This is a genomic window from Pseudomonas sp. MAFF 730105 (assembly GCF_055380705.1).
Genome location: NZ_AP018438.1, coordinates 1,462,794 through 1,476,920, shown reverse-complemented (window position 1 = coordinate 1,476,920; position 14,127 = coordinate 1,462,794). Strand labels below are relative to the sequence as shown.

The window sequence follows — 14,127 nt, the reverse complement described above, 5'->3', positions numbered from 1 at the left end:
ACATGCCCGAGAATACCCTGCGTGCCCACGATGAAGCTTTCTGGCAGACCTTTGTCGACCGCTACGACGTCGCCCCCGATGAACCGCTGAACCTGGAGAACGGCTACTTCGGACGCATGTCGCGGACGGTGGTCGAGGAGTACCAGCGCAACATCGATTTCATCAACCGCAGCAACTCGGTGTACGTGCGCCAGCATTTCGACCATGACCAGGGCGAGGCCATTCGCCGCCAAGTCGCGGAGTTGATCAAGGCGCCTGCGCAAACCGTGGCGCTGACCCGCAGTGCCGTGGACGCCCTGCAATCGTTGATTCGCAACTACAACGGCCTGAAACCTGGCGACCAGGTGCTGATCTGTGACCTGGAATATCAGTCGGTCAAGAACGCGATGCGCTGGCTGGCCCGCCAGCGTGGCGTGGAGCTGATCGAACTGGTCCACCAGCATCCGGCCAGTTTCGAGAGCCTGGTGGGGACTTACCGGGAAGCGTTCATTCGCTACCCGCGCTTGAAACTGATGACGCTGACCTACGTCAACCACCTCACCGGGCTGGTGATGCCGGTAAAGGCCATTGCCGAAGCGGCTCGGGAGTTCGATGTCGACATCATCCTCGACGGCGCCCACGCCCTGGGCCAGATCGATTTTGACCTGGCCAAAATGGGTATCCCGTTCGCCGGATTCAATCTGCAGAAATGGATCGGCGGGCCCCTGGCCCTGGGCTTCCTGTACATCGCCCCGAAACGCCTGGCCGACATCGATCCGGACATGGACGACAGTCATTACCCGGCCAACGACATCCGCTCACGCACGCCCCACAGTACCCCGAATATTCCGGCCCAACTGACCCTGCCCCTGGTGTTCGAAGAACACCGCGCCCTGGGCGGCGCCCTGGCCAAAGGTGCGCGTCTCTGCTACTTGCGCGACCTGTGGGTCAGCGCGGTGCGCGATCTGCCGGGTATCGAAGTCATGACCCCGGATGATCGGCGACTCTACTGCGGCATCACCTCGATGCGCTTTACCGCCCAGGCGGATCAGCAGGCGATGGCCGATCGATTGCTCCACGACTATGGGATCTTCACCGTGGTACGCCAGACCAGCGTCGGGCCTTGTATCCGTATCACGCCGGGACTGATCACTCTGGCGAGTGATATCGAGCGGCTTACCCGGGCCTTGATCGAGCTGAGCCGCACATAGCCTGCACAGCCCCCTGTGGCGAGGGGGATTATCTGTGGCGAGGGGATTTAGCGAAACGTCGCACCGCCCCGCTGGGCTGTGCAACAGCCCCCAAAAAATGGGGCCGCTGCGCGACCCAGCGGGGATAAATCCCCTCGCCACAGAATAGGTGCTCTCAACACCAATCAGTGTTCGGCCAAAAACCAGGCAAAAAAAACGGCGCGCCGACCAAGCGCACCGTAAAGCCGTAGAACACCCAACGAAGTTCGGAAAAACAATCAGTCCAGCAGCGCCAGTGCCTCGGCGGTGCATTCCTGGATGCGGGCCCAGTCGCCGTTCTTGATCCACTCCGGATCGAGCATCCAGCTACCGCCCACGCACATCACGTTTTTCAACGCCATGTAGCTCTTGATATTGGCCGGCCCGACGCCGCCGGTCGGGCAGAATTTCACTTCGCCGAACGGGCCGCCCAGGGCCTTGATGGCGGCGACACCGCCACTGACTTCCGCCGGGAACAATTTGAAGCGGCGATAGCCCAGGCCGTAGCCTTCCATGATGCCGGACGCGTTGCTGATGCCCGGTAGCAACGGGATCGGGCTGTCGACACTGGCTTCGAGCAGGTCACGAGTGATGCCCGGGGTCACGATGAATTGCGAACCGGCCGCCTCGGCAGCCGCCAGCATCTGGCGGTCGAGCACCGTACCGGCACCGGTCACCAGCTCTGGACGTTGCTCGCGCAACACCTGAATGGCCTTGAGGCCGAACTGGGAACGCAAGGTCACTTCCAGCGCCGTCAGGCCACCGGCCGCCAGGGCATCAGCCAGCGGCAGGATGTCCTGTTCGCGAGCGATGGTGATGACCGGCAGGATCCGCGCCTTGGCGCACAGGTCATCGATCAGGGTAACTTTGTCCGCCATGGAAACGGTCGGGGGTAGAGTTGTCATAGCGGCTGATCCTTGGTTCATGGGCACCAGTAAATCTCTAACGTAGGTTGCAAAAACGCACGGATCGGCATTTCGGCGACGTTGTCACCGGCCACCGCAGCGTTCAGGGTGGTCAATTTCGATTGACCGGAAATCGACAGCACTTTGTGCTTCGCCGAGGCCAGCAAGGCGCGGCTCATGGTCAGGCGCTGGTGCGGCACGGTCGGCGCCAGCATTGGCCAGCAACGACGAGCGCCCTGGGTGTCCAAGGCTGCGGCCAGGTTCGGGCTGTCGGGGAACAACGAAGCGGTGTGTCCGTCATCACCCATGCCCAATACCAGCACATCGATGGGCGGCAGCTCGGCCAGCAGGCGATCCGCCTGCTCGGCGGCGGCCTCCAGATTGGCACTGGCGCTGTAGAGGCTCAGGAACTGGGCCTTGGCCGCCGCGCCTTGCAACAGGTAACGCTTGAGCAGGCCGGCATTGCTGTCGGCATGTTCAACCGGTACCCAGCGCTCGTCCGCCAGGCTCACCACCACCTTCGACCAATCCAGTGCCTGCTTGGCCAGGCTCTGGAAAAACGCCACCGGGCTGCGACCGCCGGACACCACCAGGACCGCCGTACCGCGCGCGTCGATCGCCGCGCGCAGTTGCTCGGCCACTTTCAATGCCAGGCCTTCAGCCAACAGCACCGGGCTCTTGAATGCCTGGGCGCTGACGCCCTGGGGCAGTTTCACTTCAGATATCGCCATACCACGACCTCCCATCCCGCGTGATCAGTGCGATGGAGCTCATCGGCCCCCAGGACCCGGCCGCGTACGGCTTGGGCGCATCACCGGACTTCTTCCATCCGGCAATCAACTGGTCACACCACGTCCACGCGGCTTCGATTTCATCTTTACGGACAAACAGGTTCTGATTGCCGTTCATGACTTCCAGCAACAACCGCTCGTAGGCATCGGGAATCCGCGCGCTACGCCAGGTGTCGGAAAAGTTGAGTTGCAAAGGACCACTGCGCAATTGCATGCCCTTGTCCAGGCCTTGCTCCTTGGTCATCACCCGCAGGGAAATCCCCTCGTCCGGTTGCAGGCGGATGATCAGTTTGTTGCTGATCTGCAAGCGCTGCTCGGGAGCGAAGATGTAGTGGGACGGTTCCTTGAAGTGAATGACGATCTGCGACAGCTTCTGCGGCATGCGCTTGCCGGTGCGCAGGTAGAACGGAACCCCGGCCCAGCGCCAGTTGCGAATGTCGGCGCGCAGGGCGACGAAGGTTTCGGTATCGCTCTGGGTGTTGGAATTGGGCTCTTCCAGGTAGCCCGGTACCGCCTTGCCCTCGCTGTGGCCGGCGATGTACTGGCCGCGCACCACTTGGGTGGTCAGGCCTTCGGGGCTGATCGGCGCCAATGCCTTGAGCACCTTGACCTTCTCGTCACGGATGCTGTCGGCGGACAGTTCGGCCGGCGGGTCCATGGCAATCAGGCAGAGCAGCTGCAACAGGTGATTCTGGATCATGTCCCGCAGCTGTCCGGCCTTGTCGAAATAGCCCCAGCGGCCTTCGATGCCGACCTTTTCGGCCACGGTGATTTCCACATGGGAAATGTAATGCTGGTTCCACTGGGTTTCGAACAGGCTGTTGGCGAACCGCAGCGCGATCAGGTTCTGAACCGTCTCTTTGCCCAGGTAGTGGTCGATACGATAGGTGCGGTTCTCCGGGAAGAACTGGGCCACGGCGTCGTTGACCTTGCGCGAGGATTCCAGGTCCGAGCCGATGGGTTTCTCCAACACGACGCGGGTGTTTTCGCTCAAGCCGACCTTCGCCAGGTTCTCGCAGATCGATCCGTATACCGCCGCTGGTGTGGCGAAATAGGCAATGACCTGCTGGGCCGCACCAATCTGTTCGGCCAGGGCGACATAATCGTCGGCCTTGAGGAAATCCACATGCAGGTAAGTCAGCCGCGCCATGAAGCGCTCGAACACGGTTTCGTTCAGGTCCTTGTCACCCACGTAGCGGCGCAGTTCCGTGGCGATGAACGCCAGGTGCTGCTGCTCGCTGCCGGGTTCACGGGCCAGCGCAATGATTCGCGTGTCCTCGTGCAACAGGCCGGCACCATCGAGTTGATACAGGGCGGGAAACAGCTTGCGCAAGGCCAGATCGCCCAGCGCGCCGAACAAGGCAAAGGTGCACGGTTCAACCGTTATCGAAGGCATGATGTTTGTTCTTTTATCAAGTTAGGCTACAAATACCTTTTTTCAAGGCATCACTCAAGGAAAAATGTAGTAATAACCACAACATTTTCCGAAAATACCGATTCCGAGTGGTGGTCCGTCGGAGCCATCAGTAGGATAGGCCACCGCAAAGGGTCGTATCAAAGACCCGTCTTTCTAGGAATCCTCTATGGACCGCGTGCGAAATTTACTGGAGCAGATCCAGAGTCGCCTTGAAGACCTGAACAAGGCAGAACGCAAGGTGGCCGAGGTGATCCTGCTCAACCCACAGCAGGCCACCCGTTTCAGCATCGCCGCCCTCGCCCAGGCTGCGTCGGTCAGCGAGCCTACGGTCAACCGTTTCTGCCGTTCGTTCGGCGTCAGCGGCTACCCGGAGCTCAAGCTGCAACTGGCCCAGAGCCTGGCCAGCGGCGCCGCTTATGTCAGCCGTGCGGTAGAGGCCGACGACAACCCCGAAGCCTACACCCAGAAAATCTTTGGCAGTGCCATTGCTTCGTTGGACAGTGCCTGCCAGGCACTTGATCCAAATTTGATCAGCCGTGCCGTGGACCTGCTGATCCAGGCCCGACAGATCCACTTCTTCGGCCTCGGTGCCTCGGCCCCGGTGGCGCTGGACGCCCAGCACAAGTTTTTCCGCTTCAACCTGGCAGTGACCGCCCATGCCGACGTGCTGATGCAGCGCATGATCGCGTCGGTGGCCCACACCGGTGAGCTGTTCGTGATCATTTCCTACACCGGCCGCACCCGCGAATTGGTGGAGGTGGCCCGCATCGCCCGGGAAAACGGCGCCTCGGTATTGGGCCTCACCGCTGAAAACTCTCCCCTGGCCAAGGCCAGTACCCTGAGCCTGAATATTCCGCTCCCCGAAGACACCGACATCTACATGCCGATGACCTCGCGGATCATCCAGCTCACTGTGCTGGACGTGCTCGCCACCGGCATGACCCTGCGTCGGGGCGTGGATTTCCAGCCGCACTTGCGCAAGATCAAGGAAAGCCTGAATGCCAGCCGGTATCCGGTGGGGGATGAGTTCAACTGATTCGGCTCAGGAGCTTTGGCGTCCGTTAGTCAGTCTTCGCGAGCAAGCCCGCTCCCACATTTGAAATGCATTTCACCGTGTGGAAGCGGGCTTGCTCGCGAAGAGGCCAACAGCAACGCCGAGTACCTGGACTATGCCCCCACCCGCGCCTGCAGACTCAGGTGCGCCCGCTCCCCTGGCGCCAGGCACAGGCTGTCGGTGCCGCCGCTGGCCGCTTCGACGCAGACAAACTCACTGACTTCATCCCAGCTCACCCCCAGCAACGGCCGGGTACCGGGATGCCACACCACTGTGTCGGCGCTGTCGCCGGTATCGATGCACAGCGCTCGCTGCCAGGCGTGGTCCTTGAGCTGCAATTCGCCTTCGTGCTGGAACACCCGCTGGCAGCCGCCTTCGACCCGCAACTCGCCTTCCTGCTGGCACACCGCACGGTTCAGATGGTCGTAACCTTGCGCGCCTTCAAGCCCAGACAGCGCTATCTCACCGACGTCACCAATACGCCAATAGGCATGCAAAGCCTGGCTCAACTGGCACGGCAGGCTGTCTTGATGCTCGGTGCTCAAGCGTAGCTCCATGCGTTCGCCAAGGTCCGCGTGCAAGTCCACCTGCCAGTCGCACAACTGCAATTGCCAATGCAAATGCACGCCATCGTCGTCGCTGCGGCTGTCCAGCAACTTCCAGTCGATCAGCCGCGCCCAACCATGGGACGGCCAGGCGTTTTCGCTCGGATGACGGCCATACCACGGCCAGCACACCGGCACCCCACCCCGTATCGCCCCGACCTGGGGCCATTTCGCCGCACACCACAACCAGGGCTTCTGCCCACGGGGTTGGAAGTGCAGCAACTGCGCGCCCTGGCGACTGAACACCGCCTGGCACAGCGGATGGTCGATCACCAGCACATCGCGCTGCCGATAGCGCTCCCACGCAAACACCGGGCGCTCGCGCAAGGATCTGAAAAAGCGTTGTAGCGGATGCTCATGCATGGGCCGCGGTCCTGGAAATCATTCAATACTCAACGGGTACAGCGCGTTTCTATGGCGAGGGAGCCTGCTGTGGGAGCAAAGCTTGCTCGCGACACAGGCGCCTCGGTTCTTGGGCAAAGCGCATTCAGCTTCATCGCGGGCAAGCCTTGCTCCCACAAATGACCTCTCAACGCGGGAACATCCCAAAAAAAAGCGGACAGCCTTGGCCGTCCGCAAATATGCGCACATAGAGAGGAGCTTATCGCAACAACGTTAGAACACCGACTGAATTTTCAGGCCGGCCACCAGCGCGTTGTCCACTTCATCCACACCACCTGGGTGGGTGATGTATTGCAGGTTGGGACGTACGGTCAGCCAGTTGGTGACGTGAACACCGTAGTTGAGCTCGTAGTTGTACTCGGTGCTACGCAGCGGCGCGAACAGTGGGTCGTTGTAATCGGTCACACCATTGGCAGCGTTGGTCAGTTCGGCGTTTTTCTTCACGTCCTCGTTGACATGGATACGGGAGAAACCGATGCCGATGTCATCTTTAGGACGGGCATCGAACGGCCCCTTGTACACGAACATCAACGACTGGTAGTTGTCGACGACGTTGGTGTCCTTGTCATGGAAAGTCGCGTTGGCTGCGATGTTCAGGCCGCGGGACGCGTCACCGTTGTGGGTGGTGAGTTGTTGCTGCGCCACGAACCAGTAGCCGTGCTTGCTGTTGTGACTGCGGTAGGCATTGCCGGTGGTTGCAGCGTCATCGCCATTGTCGTCTTCACGGACGTCGTTGGCATCGGCCGTGCTCTTGTAGTAACCGACACGGTATTCACCCGGCAGGCTGTTGACCTTCGGCGACCAGACCAGCTCGACCGGGATCACGGTGCCCTTGGTACCACTGCCGCTGAGCTTGAAGCCGTTGCCGTGTTCCAGCTGCGAAGGGTTCTGGTTGTAGGCACCGATCTGCGCGTAGAACTCAGGCGTGATGTTGTACTTCACGCGCAGCGCAGCCTGCATGACTGGCCAGTTGTACCAGATACCGGTGGCCCAGTTACCCACTTGGGAGCCGCAGAACGCCAGGTTCTGGAATTCGCAAGGGAAGGTATTGAAGTCTTCGCCTTCGCCGAAGTAACCAGCCTTGACGTCCAGCTTGCCGTCGAGGAACTGGTGCTTGATCCACAGTTGGGTCAGACGGACCATGTGGCCACGGCCGTAGACTTCCTGGGAGGAGCTCAAGGTGCCGGCACGCGGGTCGCCGACACGGTCGTTGGAAATGTTTTCGCCGTTACGGTTGGTCAACTGGATCTTGGCCTGGGTGTTATCCCAGCCCCACAGCTTTTGCAGGTCCAGTGCCACGCCCAGACCGAACTGGTCGGAGTAACGCGCGGTCTTGTCGTTGTTGTAGCCACCATGCAGGTTGCCACCCACTTCACCGACATAGTCGGCCTTGATGTCGATACCCTGCTCGATCAGCTTGGTCCGTTCACCACCCCAGTCACCCGTCATCCACTGCGAGTCGGCGCTGAATGCGTCGGCAGCATGTGCGCTACCGGCCAGCATCATCGCCGCAACGGCTGATAACTGGCAGATAAGCTGGGCATTGTTTTTCTTCTTCATCCCTACATTCCTCGTCTTATTGTTATTGACTGTTTTTATTTTTTCTAACGCGCTTACAACGATTGCGGTGGGCAGTCCCCCACCCACCGCATACTTCTTTTTGTGGGAGCGAGCCTGGGTGGGAGATGAGCTTGCTCGCGATGAAAACGCCTCGGTCTTTTGAATGACCGCGTTATCGTTCTTCGCGAGCAAGCTTTGCTCCCACAGGCTCACTCTCACATTTGCTCTTCACCGGCCTTTGAACTGCGCCACGTTCGGCGCGCGCCCTTCGGCTTGCGTCTGACCAGCCACACCCAGGCGCTCACCCGTCTGCGCATCAAATAGTAATACTTTTTGCGGATCAAACTGAAGCGTCATCGTCTCACCGGCCTGCGGAGCCGCGTCCGGAGCCAGGCGGCAGCAAACCTTGGTGTCATTTAGACTGACAAATACCAGGGTGTCCGGGCCGGTGGGCTCGGTGACCTGGACTTCGGCACGGATGGTCGGCAAACCGTTCGGCTCGCTGCCGGCCAGTACGATCTGTTCCGGACGCATGCCAAGAATCACTTCGCGATCTTCCAGACCGGCGTCCTGCATGCCCAACGGCAACTCGCAACGGGCCTGGCCACTGTCGAGCAGCGCCACCAGGCGACCTTCCTTGCGTTGCAGGCGCAGGGGAATGAAGTTCATCGGCGGCGAACCGATGAAGCTCGCCACGAACAGGTTGGCCGGGTTGGTGTAGATGTCTTTCGGCGTGCCGAACTGCTGGATGATCCCGTCCTTCATCACCGCCACTTTGTCGCCCAGGGTCATGGCCTCGATCTGGTCGTGGGTCACATAGACCGTGGTGGTCTTCAGGCGCTGGTGCATCAGTTTCATTTCGGTGCGCATCTCGACCCGCAGCTTGGCGTCGAGGTTGGACAGTGGTTCGTCAAACAGGTAGATCTTCGGCCGCCGCGCCAAGGCACGGCCCATGGCCACGCGTTGCTGCTGGCCACCGGAGAGCTGGCCGGGCTTGCGATTGAGCAGGTGTTCGATCTGCAACAGCTTGGCGACCCGGGCCACTTCCTCGTCGATGGCCGATTGCGGCATCTTGCGGATCTTCAGGCCGAATTCGATATTCTCGCGCACGCTCATGGTCGGGTAGAGCGCATAGGACTGGAACACCATGGCGATGTCGCGATCCTTGGGGCTCATTCCGCTGACGTCCTGGTCGCCGATCATGATCGCGCCGCCAGTGATGTTTTCCAGGCCGGCGATGCAATTCATGAGGGTCGACTTGCCGCAGCCCGAAGGCCCGACCAGGATCAGGAACTCACCGTCCTTGATCGACAGTTCGATGTTCTTCAGGGTGTCGGGCAAGCCGGCGCCGTAGGTCTTGTTTACATTGCGAAGTTCGAGCGTTGCCATGATTACCCCTTGACTGCGCCGGCCGTCAGCCCGCGCACGAAATACTTGCCTGCGACCACATAGACCAGCAGGGTCGGCAGCCCAGCGATCATCGCCGCCGCCATATCAACGTTATATTCCTTGGCCCCGGTGCTGGTGTTGACCAGGTTGTTCAGCGCCACCGTAATGGGCTGCGAATCGCCGCTGGAAAACACCACGCCGAACAGGAAGTCGTTCCAGATCTGCGTGAACTGCCAGATCAGGCAGACCATGATGATCGGCGTCGACATCGGCAGGATGATCATGCGGAAGATGGTGAAGAAACCCGCACCGTCCAGGCGCGCCGCCTTCACCAACGCGTCAGGGATGCTGACGTAGTAGTTGCGGAAGAACAGCGTGGTAAACGCCAGGCCGTACACCACGTGCACGAACACCAGGCCAGTGGTGGTGCTGGCCAGGCCCATCTTGCCGAGGGTGAACGAGGCCGGCAGCAGTACGGTCTGGAACGGCAGGAAGCAGCCGAACAGCAACAGCCCGAAGAACAGCTGCGAACCGCGGAAGCGCCACATCGACAGGACGTAGCCGTTCAGTGCACCGATAGCGGTGGAAATCAGCACTGCCGGAACGGTGATCTTGATCGAGTTCCAGAAGTAACCGTTGACCGTTGCCCAGGCCTTGACCCAGCCGATGCCGCTGACCACGGTCGGCCAGCTCAACAGGTTACCGGTGCTGATATCTTCCGGGGTCTTGAAGCTGGTCAACAGCATGACCACAAGCGGAACCAGGTAAAGCAGTACGGCGAGGATCAGCACCGTGTAGATCGCGATGCGACTCAGGCTGATGCCAGGTTTGGTGGCGAGACTAGTCATGACGCTTGGTCCTCAGCTCGGAATACAGGTAAGGCACGATGATCGCGAGGATCGCACCGAGCATCAGGATCGCACTGGCCGAGCCCATGCCCATCTGGCCGCGGCTGAAGGTGAAGGAATACATGAACATGGCGGGCAGGTCGGACGAATAGCCAGGCCCACCGGCCGTCATGGCCGCCACCAGGTCGAAACTCTTGATCGCGATGTGCGCCAGGATCATGACGGCGCTGAAGAACACCGGACGCAGACTCGGCAGGACCACTTTCCAGTAGATTCTGGGCATGCTCGCGCCATCGATCTGCGCAGCGCGGATGATCGATTGATCGACACCCCGCAGGCCGGCCAGGAACATCGCCATGATGAAGCCCGAGGCTTGCCACACGGCGGCAATCACCAGGCAATACACCACGCGATCCGGATCGATCAGCCAGTCCAGGCGAAAGCCTTCCCAACCCCAGTCACGCAGCAGTTTGTCCAGGCCCATGCCCGGGTTGAGCAGCCATTTCCAGGCGGTACCGGTCACGATCATGGAGAGCGCCATCGGGTACAGATAAATGGTGCGGATGAAGCCTTCACGACGGATACGCTGGTCGAGAAATACCGCCAGCAGCACGCCGATCACCAGGGTGATGCCAATGAACATGCCACCGAACACCGCGAGGTTCTTGCTCGCGACCCACCAGCGGTCGTTGTCGAACAACCGAGCGTATTGCGCCAGGCCGGCCCATTTGTAGGAGGGCAGAAACGTCGAGTTGGTGAACGAGAGAACAAACGTCCACAGGATGTAGCCATAAAAGCCCACCAGGACGATGAACATGCTGGGCGCCAGCACCAGTTTGGGAAGCCAGCGCTGCAGTGCATCGAACGGCGAGGCTTTGCTGAACACAGCAACAGAGCTCATGGGGAAATCCACTACTTGAAAACTACAGTGACATCCCTTGCGGGAGCCGCCTGTGTGGGAGCCGAGCTTGCTCGCGATGAAAACGCCTCGGTCTTTCGACGGACCGCGTTATCGTTCATCGCGAGCAAGCTTCGCTCCTACAGGCTCGCTCCCAGGGATCCAGGTATTAACCGTTACTTGGCGGACTTGACCGCAGCGCCGAGTTTCTTGGCAGTGTCGGCAGGGTTGGCACTCGGGTCGTTGATGTAGTTGGTCACCACGTCAAAGAACGCGCCTTGTACCGCCAATGTGGTCGCCATGTTGTGCGCCATGCTCGGCTGCAAGCCGCCGGTCGTGGCATCGGCCAGGAAGTCCTTGGCAGCGGTCTGGGCACAGGAGTCGAAACCGTACTTGCCCATGTCCTTCAACATGTCATTACGAACCGGGATCGAACCTTTGTTGATGCTGAAGACCTTCTGGAAGTTCTCACCCAGCACGACCTTGGCAATGTCCTGCTGACCAGCAGAAGTGCCCTTGTCTTTCTGCTTGAACACCGCCAGGGAGTCGATGTTGTAGGTGAAGGCCTTGTCGGTACCCGGGAAGGCTACGCATTCGTAATCCTTGCCGGCGACTTTCTTGGCCGCGGTCCACTCGCTCTTGGCCCAGTCACCCATGATCTGCATGCCGGCCTTGCCGTTGATGACCTTGGCCGCTTCGAGGTTCCAGTCCTGGCCCTTGCCGTCCGCATCCATGTAGGTGGCGACTTTCTTCAGTTCGGTCAGCGCCTTGACCATTTCAGGACCGGTCAGCGCAGCGTTGTCCAGGTCGACCAGAGCTTTCTTGTAGCCATCAGCCCCCATGACCGACAGCACCACGGCTTCGAACACGGTGCTGTCCTGCCAAGGCTGGCCACCGTGGGCGAGCGGAATGAAGCCCGCGGCCTTCAGCTTGTCGCCAGCGGCATAGAACTCTTCGAGGGTGGTCGGGTTTTTCGTGATGCCGGCTTTCTTGAAGACTTCCGGGTTGATCCACAGCCAGTTGACGCGGTGGATGTTCACCGGCACGGCCACGTAATCGCCGTCGTACTTCACGGTATCGGAGACTTTCTTGTCGAGAAGGGAGTCCCACTTCTCTTCTTTGGCAACGTCCTTGAGAACGTCGCTGTCGAGCAGTCCGGTGGAAGCCCATTCCTGGATGTCCGGGCCCTTGATCTGGGCAACGCCTGGCGGGTTGCCGGCAACCGCGCGGCTTTTCAGCACGGTCATGGCCGTGGCACCACCACCGCCGGCAACGGCACCGTCTTTCCAGGTAAAACCGTCCTTCTCGACTTGGGCCTTCAGGACATCAACAGCCGCCTTCTCACCACCCGAGGTCCACCAATGCACCACTTCGACCGTCCCTTTCGAGTCGGCGGCAAAAGCACTGAGGGGAAACAACGAGGCAATGGAAACAGCAACTGCGAGGCGATTAATCGCGTTCATCTGAGTACCTTTTTTTGTTGTTATGCATGCAAGTCTGTGGCTTGCGCTGCATGGATTCTAATCAGGGGTATTCCCTTCGCAGGTAACGAAGGGATGCGTAAGTGTCACAACTTGGTTACATGGCCGCCGGAACGGGAAATTGCGCCAGGGCCGAGGCCATGCTCGGCGCCAGGGGCAGGCGTGGAATCAGCACCGCCTGCCAGGCGTGATACAGGTCCGGCTTGCCGGGCCAGATATCGGCACTGGGGCGATTCTGCGGATCGAGTTCGTGGTGCCAACTGCCGTTGCACCGGTCGATGAAGTGCTTCTCGCAAAACTCCCAGAAGCACCGGTACCAGGTTTCGTACTGCGCCTCGTCGGTGCGCTTGAGCAAGGCACTGGCAGCGGCGGCCGCTTCGGCATGGACCCAGTGCAGGCGATGGCGGACCACCGCGCGATTGTCCCAATCCAGCGTATAGACAATGCCAGGCGCGCCATCGACGTCCCAGCCGTGACGGCAGTTCTGTTCGAACAGTTTCTGCGCATCCTGGACCAGCCAGCCCGGGGTCAGCATGCCGATCCGCACGCGCGCCGCTTCGAGGTGCAAGAGCAGGCGGGCCCACTCGAAACCGTGGCCCGGCGTGGTGCCATACGGACGAAAGCCATCGGCGGGATTGTCGTGGTTGTATTCGCGCAGCGGCTGCCATTGGCGGTCGAAATGCTCCACCACCAGATAATCGTTGGCCGCCGCGTGGCCGTGGATCACACGTTCGACGATGCGCAACGCGCGAGCGAGCCAGCGCGGATCGTCGGTGACATCGGCCAGGGCCAGGAAGGCCTCGGTGGCGTGCATGTTGCTGTTGGCGCCGCGATAGGCTTCCTCGACGCTCCAGTCACGGTTGAAGGACTCGCGCAGGGCGCCTTCTTCCTCGCTCCAGAAATGCCCGTCGATGACCCGCACCGCCTCGTCCAGCAGCGCCTGGGCGCCGGGGCGCTGGGCCACCACGGCGGAACTGGCGGCCAGGGCCACGAAGGCATGCAGGTAGGCGGCCTTGCCGGTGTCGTCTTCATGGGGTTGCGTCGTGGCAAACCAGCCACCGTATTCGGCGTCGCGCAAGGGGCCGCTGAGGGCCTGGATGCCGTGGTCCACCAGTTCGGCGAAACCCGGCAGGCCCTGGGCGTGAGCCATGGCGAAGCTGTGGGTCATGCGGGCGGTGTTCATGGTTTCAGCCCGGGCCCCGGTCGGCAGGCAACCGCGCTCGTCCAGGTTGCCGAAACCGTCCGGCACCTTCGACGCCTTGGCGAACGCCAGCAACCGCAGGCCTTCGGCGGCGAGCCATTGCTGGTGGGCAGGGGCGTTCAGCCAACTGCTGAAGGCCGGTTGGAAGGAGTCCATCAGGCGTACCTTTTTTGTTGTTTTGACGCAGGGAGTCTAAACAAGGGATGACGGCGGGCAGGTAACGAAAGGGACGAGTTATGTCACCAGCCTGTTACAAAACAGGTGAGACGACTGGCGCCATCGCGAGCAGGCTCGCTCCCACAGGGTTCGATGGTGGACACAGAAATTGTGAACGCCGCAGTGCTCTTGTGGGAGCGAGCCTGCTCGCG

At 60.8% G+C, this 14,127-nt stretch carries 12 protein-coding genes; 2 read left to right on the top strand and 10 right to left on the bottom strand.

The genetic code is table 11. The features are described 5' to 3' along the window. Positions 1-2: 2 nt before the first annotated feature. Entirely contained in the window at positions 3-1,190 is a 1,188-nt protein-coding gene (locus PCOSP_RS06535; RefSeq protein WP_139647601.1) for an aminotransferase class V-fold PLP-dependent enzyme, read from the top strand. A gap of 257 nt (positions 1,191-1,447) precedes the next feature. On the opposite strand, the gene PCOSP_RS06530 is transcribed toward PCOSP_RS06535, so the two are convergent. From PCOSP_RS06530 to zwf, 3 genes are read right to left on the bottom strand one after another with little or no spacing between them, the layout of a single operon-like run. Then, positions 1,448-2,113: a bifunctional 4-hydroxy-2-oxoglutarate aldolase/2-dehydro-3-deoxy-phosphogluconate aldolase gene (locus PCOSP_RS06530; protein ID WP_024781181.1), complete on the bottom strand. Its 666-nt coding sequence runs from the start codon at positions 2,111-2,113 to the stop codon at positions 1,448-1,450. 17 nt (positions 2,114-2,130) lie between these two features. Further along, positions 2,131-2,844, bottom strand: coding sequence for a 6-phosphogluconolactonase (gene pgl / locus PCOSP_RS06525; RefSeq protein WP_139647599.1), 714 nt, complete (start codon positions 2,842-2,844; stop codon positions 2,131-2,133). Further along, on the bottom strand, positions 2,831-4,300 hold the full coding sequence (zwf, locus tag PCOSP_RS06520) for a glucose-6-phosphate dehydrogenase (RefSeq protein WP_139647597.1): 1,470 nt from the start codon (positions 4,298-4,300) through the stop codon (positions 2,831-2,833). Before zwf ends, pgl begins: the two co-directional genes overlap by 14 nt. A gap of 196 nt (positions 4,301-4,496) precedes the next feature. Here zwf and PCOSP_RS06515 point away from each other — a divergent pair, with 196 nt between their 5' ends. Then, the gene (locus PCOSP_RS06515) at positions 4,497-5,357 is read left to right on the top strand and encodes a MurR/RpiR family transcriptional regulator (protein WP_171057240.1); all 861 of its coding nucleotides are present in this window, start codon (positions 4,497-4,499) and stop codon (positions 5,355-5,357) included. A 131-nt stretch (positions 5,358-5,488) separates the two neighbouring features. Here PCOSP_RS06515 and PCOSP_RS06510 read toward each other — a convergent pair whose 3' ends face one another. The 7 genes from PCOSP_RS06510 to PCOSP_RS06480 form a co-directional block, all read right to left on the bottom strand. After that, complete coding sequence (locus tag PCOSP_RS06510; RefSeq protein ID WP_175363764.1) at positions 5,489-6,343, bottom strand: D-hexose-6-phosphate mutarotase; 855 nt, start codon at positions 6,341-6,343, stop codon at positions 5,489-5,491. A gap of 252 nt (positions 6,344-6,595) precedes the next feature. Next, on the bottom strand, positions 6,596-7,942 hold the full coding sequence (locus tag PCOSP_RS06505) for a carbohydrate porin (protein WP_464710592.1): 1,347 nt from the start codon (positions 7,940-7,942) through the stop codon (positions 6,596-6,598). A gap of 228 nt (positions 7,943-8,170) precedes the next feature. Next, complete coding sequence (locus PCOSP_RS06500; protein ID WP_139647590.1) at positions 8,171-9,331, bottom strand: ABC transporter ATP-binding protein; 1,161 nt, start codon at positions 9,329-9,331, stop codon at positions 8,171-8,173. Positions 9,332-9,333: 2 nt separating this feature from the next. Further along, positions 9,334-10,179: a carbohydrate ABC transporter permease gene (locus tag PCOSP_RS06495; protein WP_041023872.1), complete on the bottom strand. Its 846-nt coding sequence runs from the start codon at positions 10,177-10,179 to the stop codon at positions 9,334-9,336. After that, positions 10,172-11,080, bottom strand: coding sequence for a carbohydrate ABC transporter permease (locus PCOSP_RS06490; RefSeq protein WP_139647588.1), 909 nt, complete (start codon positions 11,078-11,080; stop codon positions 10,172-10,174). The genes PCOSP_RS06495 and PCOSP_RS06490 overlap by 8 nt, the downstream gene beginning before the upstream one ends. A gap of 173 nt (positions 11,081-11,253) precedes the next feature. Continuing rightward, positions 11,254-12,540, bottom strand: a complete 1,287-nt coding sequence (locus PCOSP_RS06485) for an ABC transporter substrate-binding protein (protein WP_175386005.1) — start codon at positions 12,538-12,540, stop codon at positions 11,254-11,256. Between the two features lie 115 nt (positions 12,541-12,655). Beyond that, positions 12,656-13,915, bottom strand: a complete 1,260-nt coding sequence (locus tag PCOSP_RS06480) for a D-mannose isomerase (protein WP_464710589.1) — start codon at positions 13,913-13,915, stop codon at positions 12,656-12,658. Positions 13,916-14,127: the final 212 nt, after the last annotated feature.